Below are 15,743 nucleotides of genomic sequence, written 5' to 3'. Positions count from 1 at the left end.
CTCGAACGCCGATTGGCCTTTTTCCTCGGGCTCGTTGAAGCCGGGCTTCACGCCGGTCACGCTGAATGCTTCGATTTTGTCGCGTACGGTTTTCATGCTGTAAATCCTCTGCGTGATATGGGATAGTTGAGGGTCGCCTTGGGCCGGAAGAAGTAGCGCCTCACGCGCAGCCCGTAGACGGGCGAAATCTTCGCCGCCGTGCGGAGATTGTTTTCGCGGATGATCTTGCACGTCTCTTGGTGGTGGCCGATGTCGGCGCCTTGACCCGGATTATTAGCCAGGAGAAAAGGTATGAATGTGATGCAAATTATGACGCCGGCACCGGCCTGCTGCGTGCGCGATGACCACCTGTCCGATGAGGCCGCTCTCATGGTCGAGTACGACTGCGGCGGGATCCCAGTGGTCGAAAGCGTGGAGAGCTTAAAGCCAATCGGTGTTATTACCGATCGCGATATCGCCTGTCGCGCCTTCACCGAGGGCAATAGCGCCCTGGACAAGACGGTGGCTGACTATATGTCTAGCCCATGCGTAGCCGTGACTCCGGAGGCCAGCGTCGAGGACTGCTGCCAAATATTGGAAAAACAACGGATCCGCCGCGTCCCGGTCGTTGACGATGACGGTATCTTGTGTGGGATGGTATCCCAGGCCGATATCGCCATCCATGCGCCGATGAACGAAGCGGCGCACACGCTCAGAGCTGTCTCCGACGTCGCACGGCTAGATCGCGTGTAGCTCAAAAGTAGAGAACAGGCCGTGCCTCAAGAATATTGGTGTGAGGCGAGGAATTGACGTGTCTCCGCTGCGGTAATCATTACCGCCGCCCCCGTTTTAAAACGGAGTCGAACGACTTGCCTCCATTGTCCATTTCATTGACGATTTACCCGGAGCCTTCGGCACGGGCGTTGCCAAATATCCGTTACGGGAAGGCGAAAGCCACGGGGACATGTGCAGCGGATCAAAGCGGAACTCTTAATCATCGTATGGAGGTCGGCTATGAATTCGGATCAATTGAATAAATGTTTGCGGAGTGAATTGTCAGCGGTAGAGACCTATCAGCAGGCTGTGGAAAAAGATCGGCAGAAATTTGGGCATGAAATAGAGTTTCAAACGCTCGTCACTATTCTAACCGATCATCAAGAGGCGGCTTCGCAGCTTGAGGCACAGATGCAAGCCTTGGCCGAAACGCCGGTGCACGACTCGGGGGCCTGGGGCAAATGGGCCAAACTCGTTATGGGGGCGGCCAAGCTGGTGGGCGATAAGGCCGCACTCAAAGCCCTCAAAGAAGGCGAGGAGAGCGGTCTTAAGCAATATCAAGATCTGCGTCTCGATACCACGATGGTCCCGCGGCTGGCAGTTTTGATTGATAATCTGGTGGCGCACCAGAAGACGCACATACGCGCCTTGGATGGGTTGATTGCAAGGCTGTGATTCTTTCGTGGGAGAATCCGTGCGATGGCACGAGATACCCACATCTGTGTTGAGATCGACAGCACTCGTGGTGATGGCCGTGCGATAATTCCGAAGGTCAAGCGCGTCCAAGCGCGTCTATATTGCCGGCGAGGTTTCGAACTGGGAGGGCTGGTACCATCAAAAAGCGCAACGGCCGAGCGGTTCATGGGGCACCCATGCGCTGTACCCCAGAGCGGCACCCGTCACCACCGCGAGGGTTACACCGCGAGGCGCGGCGAGACTGCTTACGAGGTTTCGCCGACCTCCGTCAGGGCGACGTCTCAGACATTCGCTAAGGTTGTCGAGGTGCCGGCGAGGGCGCGCAACGTGCGCTTTTTTTATCGCGATGCTGGCGAGCTACCTTCGGAATACCGGCATGCAATGCAGGATGTGCGTTAGCGCCGCTTGAACATGGGCCGACCGTTGCACTCAGGCCCCCAACCCATGCTTCCATCTGAGGAGTATCAAATATGAATGATCAGCTCCCCTATTACCTGAATGGGCTCACCGGAATTTCAGACAAAACGCTCGAGATGCACTGCAAGCTTTATGAAGGTTATGTCAAGCAGACCAACCGGTTAAACCAGAGGATTCAGGAGTTCTTAGCTGACGGTAAGGTCGATCAAAGCGGTCTTGTTTTTCTCGATGGTTCCATGGCATGGCCGATGCTGCGATCTGCCACGGACCCAGACGCTCCATCACCGCCGCTGCTGAAAGGCCGACACGCCACCTGTTACAGGGCGCTGATTCAGGCGGTCTTGGCTAAACGCCCAGCGCAGGGGCTGATTTTGGCGGATGTGCGCTAATGAAGGCATATGCATTTGAGCTTCTCGAAGGCATTTTCCCACCTTGGGAAATCGATCCATCCAATAGCGAGCGCCTCGAGATGAGGACCGATCTGCCCTTCACCCTCGAGAGATCACTTGAGGCGGGTAAAGGTGAGCAGTTGCTGGATCCCTCCTATCATCAATCATCCCTGGATTATGGATATGCGACCTGAGGTCAGCATCATCCGGCGATTTTGCGAAAGAGATTTTGAGGTATACATGATTCGCTGGAATAGCGACCATGACCAAGAGGTCAGCTTCTATTCCATGGTCTCCTATCTTCGAGAGGTTATAGAGAGGATCGGAAACGCCTCAGGCTTTTGCATAGTAGTAAATTGTAGTCACCGGAAGGGGCATCGATATTGCCCATTAGTCCGCTATATGGAGGACATGCAATGAGATGCCTGAGCAGCGGCCAGGCGCTAGACAAGAGCGCACGGAGATAAGGAGATAAGCAGATAAGCAGAGTGGCCCTCGAGACCTTGCAGCACCTTGCCAAAACGCTGGCCGGTCACGGCGATCGCCCGGCCATCGTTGCCTTGGGCAAGGAGGACACCAAGGTCTGGTGCTTCGAAGCACTAGCCGATCATGCCCGGCGCCTGGCAGGTGGTCTGACTGCCGCCGGTTTTCCACACGGGAGCCATGGAGCGCTCTTTGCGCCGAATCGGCCCGAATGGATCATCACCTGCCTGGCGCTCTTCGAGACCGGGGCAGTAGCCGTGCTGATCGATAGCCAGATGGGTAAGGACGACCTCCAACACGTGCTTACCGACAGTGTGCCCGGATGGCTGTTTACCACGAAGGAGCAGGCTGAGGGCATAAGGCAGCTCGATCACCCGCCCGATCTCAGGATAGTCTTTCTTGATGCCGCGCGGGATGACCCCGCAGAGCTGGCTTCGATACCTCACTGATGAAACGCTTAAGCCGGTTTCGGCGAGACCGGAGGATACCGCCACGCTCTTCTATACCTCGGGCACCTCAGGCCGTCCCAAGGGGGTGCCACTCAGCCACCGCAACCTGATCTCCAACCTTCACGCGCTCCTCGGACTGCATCTGGTCGGGGAGGATGACCGGCTCTTGGTGCCCCTTCCGCTGCATCACATCTACCCGTTCATGGTGGGCATGCTGGCCCCACTTACCGCAGGTATTCCCGTTATTCTACCTTTCTCGCTGACCGGTCCGCAGGTGCTGCGCGCGCTCGATGAGAGTCAGGCCACCGCCATTATCGGTGTGCCGCGCCTGTACGAGGCTCTCTACACTGCGATCGAAAAGCAGCGGAAGGGCCGCGGGCGCATCGCCTCCGCACTCTTCCATCTCGTCCTAGGTACCTCCGTCCTGCTCCGTCGCTACGCGGGGATCCGTATCGGCCCATGGCTCTTTGCTCCACTGCATCGGCGCTTCGCCCCCCATTTGCGGGTGCTCTTCTCGGGCGGCGCGGCGCTCGACCCCGGCCTTGCCTGGAAGCTCGAGGGACTGGGTTGGCAGGTAGGCAGCGGCTATGGTTTGACGGAAACCTCGCCCGTCCTCGCGCTCGATGTGCCTGGCCGCGCTCGCATCGGCACGGCTGGGCGGCCCCTGCCCGGTGTCGAGATCCGCATTGCCGAGCCCGAGCAGGCCGAGCATGGCGAGGTCCTCGCCAAGGGTCCGAACGTGTTCGCTGGCTACCGGGATCTGCCCGATAAAACCCGGGAGGCCTTTACCAGCGAAGGTTATTTTCGCACGGGGGATCTGGGCTATCTCGAGGACGGCTATCTGCGCTTGGTGGGACGCTCATCAGAGATGATCGTGCTGGCCGGTGGCGAGAATATCCGCCCCGACTATGTGGAAGAGGGATTGAACCGAGGGCGATCCATCAAAGAGACGGGCGTGCTCGAGAAAGATGGCCATCTGGTGGCCTTGATCGTCCCGGAGGCCGGCGCGACGCGTGAGAGCCACGGAGCGGATCTCGAAGGGCTCGTTCGAGCGGAGGTCGAGGAGCAATCCCGCCGGCTGCCCTCGCATCATCGCCTGAGCGATTATGTTGTCAGTCTCGACCCCTTGCCGCGGACGCACCTTGGGAAGCTGCGCCGCTATCAGCTGAAGGCGCGCTTTGAGCAGGCCAAGCGGCAGGGCGGGGAACCGCTGCGGGAGATCGGTCCCTTGCCCATCGAGCGCATGTCTCCTGAAGACCAGCAGATGCTCGAGAACCCGGATGCACGGCGGGTCTGGTACTGGCTCACAGATCGGTTTCCGGATATCCGACTGACGCCAGAGGCCAGTCTCCAGCTCGATCTGGGTATCGATTCACTCGCCTGGCTAGGTCTCACTTTAGAGCTACGGGAGGCGACCGGCACCGATCTCGATCAAGAGACGATCGGTCGGATTGAGACGGTGCGTGATCTGCTGCAGGAGGCCGCGCAGTCCGGCACGGCGGGTAGGCACCGCCCGCGCGATCCGCTTGTACAACTGAGCGACCCCGAGCGTCTGCTCGACCAGGCGCGGCGCCCGTGGCTGGCACCGCCCGGCAAGCTGATACGAGGCTTGGGAACGATGCTCTACGGCCTTAATCGATGGCTCATGCGCTGGGTTTTCAAACTCGAGATCCGCGGGGTCGAGCTTCTGCCCGAACATGGTCCCTTCGTCCTCACACCGAACCACGTCAGCTACTTGGATGGCCCGGCGCTCGCGGCGGCATTGCCGGTCGGACAGTTATCGCGCACCTACTGGGCCGGGTTAGTCGGCGTGATGTTCAGGAATGTGATGATGCGGCTAGTGAGCCGCGCGATGTGCGTGTTACCCGTAGACCCACGGCGTGGGCCGCTGTCCAACCTCGCCATGGGTCTCGTGGTGCTAAGACGCGGCAATAATTTGGTATGGTTCCCCGAGGGGGCACGCTCACTGAGTGGCCAGCTCCAACCTTTTGAAGCGGGGATCGGCCTGCTGCTCAAGGCCCAGGGCGTCCCGGCCGTCCCGGTCTGGATCAGCGGTGCCTATGAGGCCTTGCCTCCTCGGCAATGGTGGCCGCGGCGACGGCAGATTGCTGTCCGCTTTGGTCGGGTGGCAGATCCGGCTGCGCTAGAGCGAGAAGGGCAGGGAGACGACCTCCCGCAGCGGATCGGCGATGCGCTCCACGATCGGGTCGCCGAGCTGCGGGAAACCTGAGCACAGCAGCTTCGCCTCACGTTGCCCGGCCAACGCGGTATCTGCGAATCGCTGCTGTTTCACCGGCGATCCGCTTCCGACCCTCTGGTGAGGATACGCACCGTTGCTGGCCTGGGGGTCTTTCTCACCGGCTTCTTCAACGAAGCTGACTTCGGTGCCGATGGCTAATTCATCAAAAGCCATCGCTCAGCACGCTGTTTTTGTGGAAGTAGATTTCGGCGCTCAGGGGTTTCGAGATAGCCATAAGCTTCTTCGGGGTAGAGCTTGCTGATGCGGCCGTGCGGCGCCGCTTCGTGATGCTTGACCGCTCCGCTCCTGTTTCCGGCGAGCCGCTTTGAATGCGTCACGAATGACGACGTAAATGTCCTTGTGCGGCGTCGCGGTCTCCTGATCTTTCTTGCCCTTTTCATGCTCAGCCTGCTGGATGGCGCTATGCACGCTCGGCTCCTGTTTGACGATGATCTCGCCGCGCGGGACGGTCAGATCGATCCTGATATGAAAGCGTTTGCCGCGTTGACGATGCCTATGTGGGACCTCGACCATGACGCGGCATCCCATAATGCGATCGTAAAACGCAGAGTTTCTCCGCTTCTTCACGGACCCGTGCTTCCACCGCAGCGGAAAGGATCCATATTGCGAAAGGCGATCTGCATCGGAAGTTGCATCATTCCTGCTCCCAGATTATCCATTTATCCGCAGGTACTCCGGCCGCTCCCAAAGCGGTGGCTCCCAAAAGAGCAGCGTTCCATGGACAAGAATATCGACTTGGAGCTGCACTCGCCGTGCTCCGCTGCGCTTTTCCATAAGCCAGTGCATGTCACATTCCGGTCGGGAAGGTTTCTGGCTTCTCGCCCCGCTCCCATGCCGCGGTCCGCTCGAGCGGCTCGAGGGCACGAGTCCTATCGATGTGCATAATGGCGTCGAATTGCTGACGTAATCGAACGTGAAAGTAGTGGCTCAGCCGCTCCGTTTCTGGCTTGTAGACCACCCCCCATGTAGGTGCTGAAGCCGATGAGGACCGCATCGCCAGCATGGCGCTCGCGGACGAGCTGGCCGATATTGCACTCACCCGCATCCCCCATCTCCGTGGCGTGGGCATCGCCGACGTGCGAGTTGTGGGCCCAGACTACGATCTTCGGCGTCTCCAGACGCCGGCGCAAGTGTGCAACGAGCGCGTCCAGCGTGTCGGCCATGTCGCCTCTCCGATGAGCACACAGCGCGCCGTTCCGATGAGGATCGAGGAGCGGTTCGAAATCCTCCATCGAGCCGGTGAAGGGCTGGGCTGTGTCGGCCACCGCCCGGGCCAGCACCTCGTCATTCCTGCCCGCCACACTCGCCTGCACTCACGGCCCCTCTACTGGCGCGGAGGCGTACTCTCGCGCCGATCGGTGGCAAGCCGCCTCCAGCAGCTCCCGCACCTCCTGGTCCGTCGTCTGGGGGAAGTCCGCATACCAAAGCGCCACCGCGTAGAAGGGCTCAGGAGTCGCCGCACATACGATGTCGTCCACTTCGGAGGCGAGTTCCTTGCAGGTCGATGGCGCTGCGATCGGTACACCGACCACGACGCGTTCCGGCCCGCGCTGCCTTAAGGCGGCCACCGCCGCGCGCATCGTCGAGCCGGTCGCTAGCCCATCGTCGACCAGGATGACGGTCCTGCCCGAGACGTCGAAGGGTGGCCGCTCACCGCGGTAGGTTCGCTCGCGCCGCCTAAGCTCCCGGCTCTCCTCAGATACAGCCGCGGCGATGGCGCCCTGGGAAATGCCGAGCGCCGAGACCACCTCCTCGTTCATTACCTGCACGTCTCCAGAAGCGAGCGCGCCCATCGCCAGCTCCTCGTGGCCCGGCACTCCGAGCTTGCGGACGACCAAGACATCCAAGGGCGCGCCCAGTTGCCTGGCGACCTCGTAGGCGACGGGAACCCCGCCGCGCGGCAGGGCCAGCACGGTGACGTCCGATCGTCCCGCATAGTTGATGAGGGCGGATGCGAGCACCCGCCCGGCATGGCGTCTATCTTGGTAGCGACTCATGTTCTCTGACCCTTGTCTCCCAGCGGCATCGAACGGATCAGATATCCCATGGGGCCGTTTATGCGCCGGTCCTAGAGATCCCCTTGAGCGCTTCGCCCGCCAGCGCGGCAGGGCTATGCTGAGCCAGATCTCCCAGGGAAACCATACCTACCAAGCGCTTGGCACGATTTAACACCGGCAGCCGTGGCACTTGGTTCTCGCTCATTTTTCGCAGCACCTCTTCAGGGGACCGATCACCGAAGCAGTATAGGATGTTGGGCGACATCACCTGGCGCGCCGTATAGCTGCCCATGTCCGCACCTTCCGCTACGGCGCGTAGCACGATATCGCGGTCGGTCACCATCCCAAGCAGCCTATCGTTCTCCGCGACGGGCACCGCGCCGACCTCATCATCGCGCGTCTTGCGCCGCTGCTCGGACGCTCGTCTCTGGACTCGATGATATCGATGGCTTTTATTTGCATTTCAGCTCCTCCTGTTGGGATCTGTCAGGTTTGGTACTGTGATTTCAGGCCTTGACCTGAGCCCGAGTAAATCGGCAACGTCCATACCATAGAGAACGTCCGGAGTGCATTCAGCCACATACACCGACCTGCGCCTCTCATCGGTCAGAGATCGATACAGAAGAACCGCAATTTTTACCAGCTTATCCCCCGTCGGGGGTCAAGTCTTGGTTGCAGCATGGCATCGGGCGAGCCCGCGTGTACCGCGACCGAGTCCTCGGGTTCCAGCGCGGCGCGTGCAGGACCATCGCCCACGCCACACGGGGCGGCTCGAGTCGACCGACGAGCTCCGCGATTGAAGTCGCCAGCCTCTGCGCCGGCGTCGAGATCGAAGACGACGCATCGGTGTCTGCCCGCGCGCAAGCGTCTCGCCATGTTCGCGCCCATCTTTCCTAAACCGATGCATTATTTGCCCCGGACTCTGTGTGTTCTCGGCCATGGCCCGTAAGAATTACCGGTTCCTGTAAGTCTTACCGGCACATCCTTGCTCGTCACGACGGCGAAAAACGCTCGTTGCAACGGCCCTGGCACTGGAACACAGGATTTAGTCCCGGTCGTTTTACGCGGCACAGGGGTTGCTCATGCATTCGAACAAAGCGTGCGACTCATCGTCGCTAACGCATTGGCCATCAACGCCGGGAGCTCTTCGATCCGGTTGGCAGGCTGTTGGCAGGCTGTTGGCAGGCTATGGAGTCGACAGTTCCGAACCGCGACGCATTGCCACGTACCACGGCGAGCACGGTCCCAGCGAGGCCCGTACGGTGCTGGCGCAGATCCTCGGTGAGTGGGGGCTCGGTGACTTCTTGGCGGTGGCTCACCGTATCGTACATGGCGGCAAAGCGCTCACGCATGCGTGCATTTTAGATGATGCGGTCAAAGCAGACATCGAGCGTCTTACTGCGCTTGCGCCTTCATAATCCGCCGGCGCTCGCTTGGATCCGGGCGTGTCGTGAAGCCATGGGTAGGGCGGTTTCACAAGTGGCGGTCCTTGATACCGCCTTTTATGCGGAGCTGCCCCACGTCGCGGCGACCTATGCCTTGCCCCGTTCGCTATGCGAGACGTATGGCCTGCACCGTTACGGATTCCACGGCCTGGCGCACGAGGCCCTGTGGCGGCGCTGGCGGGAGCTGAGCGGCGCTACGAAAAGTCGCGTCATCAGCCTTGCAGCTCGGATCAGGTTGTTCCATTACGGTGACGCGCGATGGTAGGCCGGTGGATACTTCCATGGGTTTTTCCCCGGTGGAAGGTTTGGTGATGGCCACACGCTGCGGCGATGTGGATCCGGGGCTGCTAGTCTTTCTGCAGCGGACGACGGGACTCAAGCCGGACGCGCTCGAGCGTCTTCTCAATCGGGAATCGGGGCTGTTGGGCGTCTCCGGTCTGAGCGATGATATGCGTACCTTGCTGGCAGCGCCTTCCGAGGCGGCGCGGCAAGCCGTGGATCTTTACTGCTATCGAGCGCGCAAGTATATCGGTGCGTATCTCGCTTGCTCGGCCACTGGGGTACCGCCCCGGGGCTCAACTTCATCCACGTGCATCTGAACCGCATCATCAAAGCGCATGATCTCAACATGATCTATGTCGCGGGACCCGGCCACGGCGGCCCGGCACTGGTTGCCAACACCTGGCTCGAGGGCAGCTATAGCGAGTTCTATCCGAGGGTACCGCAGGATGCCACCGGCATGCGGCATCTTTTCAAGCAATTTTCGTTTCCCGGGGGCGTGCCTTCCCACGCGGCACCTGAAACGCCCGGTTCGATCCATGAAGGCGGCGAGCTCGGGTATTCGCTCGCTCAAGCCTTCGGAGCCGCCTTCGACAACCCGGATCTCATCGTCGCCTGCGTCGTCGGCGACGGCGAGGCCGAGACCGGACCGCTGGCTACCGCGTGGCACTCGAACAAGTTCCTAAGCCCATGGACCGATGGCGCGGTGCTGCCGATTCTGCATCTCAATGACTACCAGATCGGGAGCCCGACCGTATTCGCCCGCATCCCACCCAGGGAACTGGAGGCATTGTTTATCGGCTACGGCTACCAGCCTTGTTTCGTCGAGGGTTCCGATCCCTCTGCCATGCACCAGAAGATGGCCGCAACCCTCGATACCGCCATCGCCGAGATCAAGGCGATTCAGCAGCACGCGCGTGCGAGCGGCGACACGACGCGCCCGCGCTGGCCGATGATCATTTTGAAGACCCCGAAGGGTTGGACCGGGCCCAAGGAGGTCGACGGAAAGAAGACGGAAGGCTACTGGCGATCTCATCAGGTACCGCTCGCCGAGCTTGCGACCAAACCCGGCCACCTCAAGCTTCTCGAACAATGGATGCGAGGCTACCGCCCCGAGGAATTGTTTGATGCAAACGGGACGTCGTTCGAAAAGCTGCGTGAGCTCGCGCCAAAGGGTGGCCGGCGTATGGGTGCGAACCCGCACGCGAACGGCGGCCTGCTCCTGCGGCTGCCCGACTTTCGCGACTATGCCGTGGCCGTGCACGCGCCGGGGGCGGCTCTCGGCGAGAGCACGCGTGTGCTGGGGGTCTATCTCCGGGACGTGATCAAGCTCAATCATGAAGCGCGTAACTTCCGCATCATGGGTCCCGACGAGATCACATCGAACCGGCTCGACGCACTGTTCGAGGCGACCGATCGCACGTGGCTCGCCGAGACGCTACCCGAGGACGATCACCTCGCCGTGGACGGGCGTGTGATGGAGATCCTCTCCGAGCACACGTGCGAGGGCTGGCTCGAGGCTATCTGCTCACCGGTCGGCATGGACTTTCCTGCTACGAGGCCTTCATCCACATCGTCGACTCTATGTTCAACCAACACGCAAAATGGTTGAAGGTCACTAGCAAAGAGATCCCGTGGCGCCGTCCCATCGCGTCATTGAATTACCTGCTGACCTCCCACGTGTGGCGCCAGGACCACAACGGCTTCTCGCACCAGGACCCCGGTTTCATCGACCATGTGGTGAACAAGAAGGCCGACATCATCCGCGTTTATCTGGCCCCGGACGCGAACACGCTACTCTGCATTACCGACCGGTGCCTGCGCTCGCGCAATTTTGTCAACGTGATTATCGCCGGCAAGCAGCCACAGCCTCAATGGCTCGGTATGGAAGCCGCCATCAAGCACTGCTCGGCGGGTGTAGGCATCTGGGAATGGGCCAGCACCGATCGGGGCGCGGAGCGACATGGCGGTGCGCAACGATCTGGATCGCTTTCATCTGTTCGGCGATGTACTGGACCGTGCCCAGGCTTGGCTCTCGCGTGGCTTATTTCAAGCAGTACATTCGCGACCGCCTGATCGAGCACCAGGCCTACATTACCCGCTATGGGGAGGACATGCCTGAGGTACGCGACTGGCATTGGCCCTACTGAGGCGTTTACTTTCGCAATCGTTCTGAGCATAAGAACAGGCTATGCCGTGCGCATCCGTAAAAATACGCAAGCCATCGATCTACACGCGCGAGGCATCTCGTCGCCTTTCTTCCGCATTTCAAAGGAGACCGAATATGGCTACATAGAATTGAACGCCTCCAACAGGGTGCTTGCTCTTATAGTTTCCATTGCGGCACGGCAGTAGATCGCTCCGGTATCCCACCCGAACCATGAGCGCTGAGTCCGATCCCCACCTTCCCACCTCGAGACGGGAGATCGATCTGCACGCGCGGCTCGTCAGGGCGCTACAGCAACCTGCGCCCTATCCGCATCCAGTCGATCAGATCAAGCTGGTCGAGACACATATTTCGTCCGTGTTGCTTACCGGCCGCTATGCCTACAAGATCAAAAAACCGCTGGATTTAGGCTTTGTCGATTATGGGACGCTCGGGCGGCGCGAACATTTCTGTCTGGAGGAGTTGCGCTTAAACCGCCGCTTGGCGCCGGATCTTTATCTGGCAGTTGTCACCATTACCGGCAGCGCGGATCGACCGGAGGTCGGCGCGAGCGGCCGGCCCATCGAGTACGCGGTCAAGATGCGGCAGTTTTCACAGGACGATCTGCTGAGCCATTTGCTGGAGCGCGGCCGGCTTGAAGTCGAAGCGATCGAACATGTCGCGCGCCGGCTCGCTCGCTTTCACGGAGAGATCGAAACGGCCGGCGAGCACACACCTTTCGGCAAGCCGGAATCAGTGCTGGCGCCCATGCATGAAAACTTTGAACAACTGCGCCTTTTGCTGACCGACGGCAAGCTGTTGTCGCAACTTGCGCGCCTCGAGAGGTGGACCGGGCGGCAGTACCAAAGGCTCGTGCACGCGCTGACCGAACGCAAGGCCGGGGGCTATATTCGCGAATGCCATGGCGATCTGCACCTGAATAATATAGTGCAACTTAACGGCGAGCCGACGATCTTCGACGGCGTCGAATTCAACGATGCGCTGCGCTGGATCGACGTTATGAGCGAACTCGCATTCTTGATTATGGATCTCGACGATCGGGGTGCGCCCGGAAAGGCCAATCGCGCGCTCAATGCCTACCTGCACGAAAGCGGCGATTACGGCGGGATCCTGCTGCTGCGTTTCTATCAGGTCTATCGCGCCGTGGTGCGCGCCAAGATTGCCTGCATCCGCGTCGAGCAAAACGATAAACAGCACGCCATCCTCGATCAATATCGAAGCTACGCGAGCCTGGCCGAACGCTACACGCAGGCGCCCAAGCCCTATTTGGCGATCAACCACGGAGTCACGGGATCTGGCAAGTCCACGATCAGTCGGCAACTCGCCGATGCCCTCGGTGCGATCTGGCTTCGCTCCGACGTGGAGCGCGGGCGCGACGGCTATGGCGTCAACCGGGAGCGTTACAGCGTATCGGCGCGCGACGCCGTGTACGATCGTCTGCTGCAGCTCTCGGGGGCAATCATCGACAGCGGCTTTGGCGTGATCGTGGACGCGACCTTCCTGCAAGCGGCTCAGCGTGCAAGATTCCGCGCGCTTGCTGGCGCAAAACACCTGCCGTTTCTGATCATAGAAACGCATGCTGATGAAGCAGAGTTGCGGGAACGCGTAGGCCGGCGCCTGCGGCAGGGTGACGATCCGTCCGAAGCCGACCTGGAGGTATTGGAGAACCACCTGAAGACCCGCGAACCACTTTTCGGCCAGGAACTTGCCGTTGCTGTATCGATTGAGTCTGGCAAGGAATTACCGGTCACCGAAATCCGGCGCCGTTGCGGCCTGAGCGGTTAGCAGTCTCAAAACCCCCAGAGCCGCGCGAATGCTCTTGAAATACCCGGGGCGCGAACTTTCGAGTGTTGGCCAAGCCAAGACTTACGGTGCATCCGTTATTGACCTTGAATGAAGGAGAACAGCATGCCCGAGAAGAAAACCATCGCGCGAGCGCACAAGGACAAAGAGGAGGGCAAGGCTCCATCGACGCAGGCGGGCGAGTTCGTACGCGAAGAGATGGAACACATCCGCGAAGGCAAGCACGGCGCGCGTTCAACAAAACAGGCGATCGCGATCGGCTTGTCCAAGGCGAGGCGCGCGGGAGTCAAACTGCCCGCCCCCAGAAAAGGGAAGACTTCCGAGAAAACGCGAGAGGCAGCAAAGCGCGACCTCAAGAAGGGAAAGAAAGCTGCAGAGAGCAAGCCTGCGGCGAAACGATCGGGGGCGACGAGAACGGCCTTGCAACGTGAAGGCCGAAAAGCTGCTTCATCCGAAGCACTCTCGAAGCAAGCGCGATCCGCGGCCGCGAAGAGGACAAAGACAGATCGATCGGCGGCGGCGAAGAAAGCCGGGCGAACCAAGGGGCCAGCCAAACGTTCCGAGGCCGCACGGAAAGCCGCCGAGACACGCGCTGCGGAATCTTGATCGGCCGAATCTCGCCCCCCGGTGTTTCCGGAAGGCATAGATCGCGAGAGCGATGACGGCAGTCCAGATGACGGCGGCTCCTCCGGTCATCCACCAGAAGATTTCGACGATGCGCTCGGCGCCGCGCCCTGCTGGGTCGAGCGTCGATTGGACGCCGCCGCAATTGGCTAGAGGCAGTGCGCCCACAGGGGCAAACGGTGATCGTCGCCGTGCCGCGCTTAGTGCTACGCCTGCTCGGCGGCGCGCACCCCATCAACTCGGCGAGAAATCCGGGCTAGCACGAGTCCCTAAACGATGGCCCTATTCCAGCTTCCGTAATGGTTTCGCACCGTGCCGCGCGGGATGGACAACACGATCAATAAAACCCCCGCGAGTGCCCCGGCCCAGTCCGCGAGCGGCGTACCGCCATCGAAGAGCAACGGCGCGCCGATCAGCGCGATCCCGAGCAATATATTGATGAAGCGCAGCGGCCGCGCCATTTCGGCCAGCGCGGAGATCGATACGGTGATGATCAGCGCGCCCAGCAGGTGATCACTGTCTGCTTGCGCACCTATGGTGCCGAAGCTGAGCCGGGTACACATGAGCCAGATCCCGACCCCCAGCGAAGCGGCCAGGCTCCACGGCAGGTTGACCCCTCCACCCAAGCTTTCCCTGATCACGGTGCGCGCCGGCGCCGCAAACTCGTCTCTCGGACCTTCGCTGCCGCCCTCGATAGTGTCACCGAACAAGAACGCCCGCAGGAGCGATTGACCCTGGCGCCGGCGCTCGAGCAGGAACTGGCAGGAGGCAAGCAGCTCGTCAAACGAATACGGGATCTGCAGCAGCATCGCCACCGCGGCGACCAAGCACAGCGTGCACCAAGTGCCGATGACGATCGGCTGAATGATGATGAAGAAAATACTGACCGCGCCCAAGGGAACGATCATGAGGCCGAAGAGGATCACCACCCAGGGCGCGGTGCGCCAGCGCCGCCGGTCGCCGAAGAAGCCGGTGAGGATCTCGAGGATGTACGTCACGGCCCCGAGTCCTGCGTCGGGAACCGGCCAGGCTTTGGAAACCTCGGAGGTGATGATCCGCTCGGTGCCGTCACCGAAGAGCGGATCCCATGCGGAGTCGATATGACCCAACTGGAAAGCCGCGAGGTAGCGCGACACAAACAGGCCGACAAAGGCCAGCGCGATGATCGGCAGGCGCTGTAGCCAGCCGGAAGGGTTGAAGTCCCAGCCCGGCGGAATATCCGGCCCGCTCGCCAGCGCGACGGGGCTCACGCCGGGTACGGGCGGCAAGAGGAGCGCGAAGCCGATCACCAAGGTGCCGACCAGCGTATCGTTGAGATAGGCCGCTGCACTCGGCGTCCAGAACACCAGCGGCGCGAACAGGAGCCAGATCCCGGTGGCGGCAGTAGCGAACCGTGCCCAGCTCATGCGGCTCGACAGCGACAGCAATGCGAGGATCATCACCGCGGTCCCGCTTGCGATGTCGTTCCAAACCATCGCGGCATCCCCGTAGGCAAGCATGGGAGGGCTTGTTATCAGCCAGGCCCCGAGACCCATGTTCGCGAAATGCGCCCACCGGCTGCCGGCGCGCGCCTCGCCCAGAGACGCCTCGTGGCTGCGCAGCAGTCGATCGCCGGGGATCTGCTGTTGTTCTGCCTCCTTGAGCCAAACGGGCGGGGTGAGGTCGTGCTCGTGATACCACCCCAGCGGATCGGCGTGAAGTGCCTCGACCATCTTGGACAGCGTCTCGTGCAACGAATGCTTAGGCTCCCAGCCTAAGAGCGTGCGCGCGCGGGAGCTGTCGATCTCAAAATGGTGGTCCGCCATCTCGACCATGTAGGGCTTGATGAACGGCTCTTCGCCCTGATCGATAACATCCGGCACGAGCAGCGCCGCCTTGTGCTGGAGCCAAGCGCCGGCCTTGGCCGCCAATTCCGGCACCTGCCGGGTCTCCCATTCGGTCTCGCCGTGGATCAGAAACGCCAGCCGGTTTTGCAACGCCT

At 61.0% G+C, this 15,743-nt stretch carries 14 protein-coding genes and 4 pseudogenes; 10 read left to right on the top strand and 8 right to left on the bottom strand.

Going from position 1 to position 15,743, the window contains the following annotated elements; translation table 11 throughout:
• Positions 1–96 (bottom strand): peroxiredoxin (locus tag M3461_04790; protein ID MDQ3773715.1); only part of this gene is annotated, 96 nt, incomplete at its 3' end.
• Positions 97–291: 195 nt separating this feature from the next.
• Between M3461_04790 and M3461_04785 the strand changes: the two genes are divergently transcribed.
• From M3461_04785 to M3461_04760, 6 genes and pseudogenes are all read left to right on the top strand, one after another.
• Positions 292–732 carry a CBS domain-containing protein gene (locus M3461_04785; protein ID MDQ3773714.1) on the top strand — a complete coding sequence of 147 codons (441 nt, stop codon included), beginning with the start codon at positions 292–294 and terminating at the stop codon, positions 730–732.
• Positions 733–993: 261 nt separating this feature from the next.
• Positions 994–1,428, top strand: coding sequence for a PA2169 family four-helix-bundle protein (locus M3461_04780; protein MDQ3773713.1), 435 nt, complete (start codon positions 994–996; stop codon positions 1,426–1,428).
• A gap of 491 nt (positions 1,429–1,919) precedes the next feature.
• A complete protein-coding gene (locus tag M3461_04775; protein ID MDQ3773712.1) occupies positions 1,920–2,255 on the top strand; it encodes a hypothetical protein in 336 nt (111 codons plus the stop codon).
• Positions 2,255–2,449 carry a hypothetical protein gene (locus M3461_04770; protein ID MDQ3773711.1) on the top strand — a complete coding sequence of 65 codons (195 nt, stop codon included), beginning with the start codon at positions 2,255–2,257 and terminating at the stop codon, positions 2,447–2,449. Before M3461_04775 ends, M3461_04770 begins: the two co-directional genes overlap by 1 nt.
• 294 nt (positions 2,450–2,743) lie before the next feature.
• A pseudogene (locus tag M3461_04765) lies at positions 2,744–4,007 on the top strand (AMP-binding protein).
• Between the two features lie 444 nt (positions 4,008–4,451).
• Positions 4,452–5,417 (top strand): 1-acyl-sn-glycerol-3-phosphate acyltransferase, encoded by a 966-nt coding sequence (locus M3461_04760; GenBank protein ID MDQ3773710.1) that lies wholly within the window; start codon positions 4,452–4,454, stop codon positions 5,415–5,417.
• On the opposite strand, the gene M3461_04755 is transcribed toward M3461_04760, so the two are convergent.
• The 6 genes and pseudogenes from M3461_04755 to M3461_04730 form a co-directional block, all read right to left on the bottom strand.
• The gene (locus M3461_04755; GenBank protein MDQ3773709.1) at positions 5,331–5,600 is read right to left on the bottom strand and encodes a hypothetical protein; all 270 of its coding nucleotides are present in this window, start codon (positions 5,598–5,600) and stop codon (positions 5,331–5,333) included. The genes M3461_04760 and M3461_04755 overlap by 87 nt on opposite strands.
• A gap of 39 nt (positions 5,601–5,639) precedes the next feature.
• Entirely contained in the window at positions 5,640–5,960 is a 321-nt protein-coding gene (locus M3461_04750; GenBank protein ID MDQ3773708.1) for a hypothetical protein, read from the bottom strand.
• A gap of 274 nt (positions 5,961–6,234) precedes the next feature.
• Positions 6,235–6,643 (bottom strand): annotated as a pseudogene (locus M3461_04745) (erythromycin esterase family protein).
• 117 nt (positions 6,644–6,760) lie between these two features.
• Positions 6,761–7,444: a phosphoribosyltransferase gene (locus tag M3461_04740; GenBank protein MDQ3773707.1), complete on the bottom strand. Its 684-nt coding sequence runs from the start codon at positions 7,442–7,444 to the stop codon at positions 6,761–6,763.
• 58 nt (positions 7,445–7,502) lie between these two features.
• A complete protein-coding gene (locus M3461_04735) occupies positions 7,503–7,820 on the bottom strand; it encodes a CBS domain-containing protein (protein ID MDQ3773706.1) in 318 nt (105 codons plus the stop codon).
• A 260-nt stretch (positions 7,821–8,080) separates the two neighbouring features.
• Positions 8,081–8,320, bottom strand: a complete 240-nt coding sequence (locus tag M3461_04730) for a hypothetical protein (GenBank protein ID MDQ3773705.1) — start codon at positions 8,318–8,320, stop codon at positions 8,081–8,083.
• A gap of 206 nt (positions 8,321–8,526) precedes the next feature.
• On the opposite strand from M3461_04730, the pseudogene M3461_04725 reads away from it, so the two are divergent.
• The 4 genes and pseudogenes from M3461_04725 to M3461_04710 all read left to right on the top strand — a co-directional run bounded on the left by M3461_04725 (position 8,527) and on the right by M3461_04710 (position 13,744).
• Positions 8,527–9,488 (top strand): annotated as a pseudogene (locus tag M3461_04725) (hypothetical protein).
• Positions 9,431–11,318, top strand: a pseudogene (locus M3461_04720) (phosphoketolase family protein). The pseudogenes M3461_04725 and M3461_04720 overlap by 58 nt, the downstream one beginning before the upstream one ends.
• Positions 11,319–11,548: 230 nt before the next feature.
• Positions 11,549–13,120, top strand: coding sequence for an AAA family ATPase (locus M3461_04715; GenBank protein MDQ3773704.1), 1,572 nt, complete (start codon positions 11,549–11,551; stop codon positions 13,118–13,120).
• Between the two features lie 123 nt (positions 13,121–13,243).
• Positions 13,244–13,744, top strand: coding sequence for a DUF6496 domain-containing protein (locus M3461_04710; protein MDQ3773703.1), 501 nt, complete (start codon positions 13,244–13,246; stop codon positions 13,742–13,744).
• A 287-nt stretch (positions 13,745–14,031) separates the two neighbouring features.
• Here M3461_04710 and M3461_04705 read toward each other — a convergent pair.
• A partial coding sequence (locus M3461_04705; GenBank protein MDQ3773702.1) for an SPW repeat protein occupies positions 14,032–15,743 on the bottom strand: 1,712 nt, incomplete at its 5' end.

This window comes from Pseudomonadota bacterium (genome assembly GCA_030860485.1).
In the GTDB taxonomy this organism is placed as follows: domain Bacteria; phylum Pseudomonadota; class Gammaproteobacteria; order JACCXJ01; family JACCXJ01; genus JACCXJ01.
The sequence above is the reverse complement of the archived record's forward strand: the minus strand, read 5'-3'. Positions and strand labels throughout refer to the sequence as shown.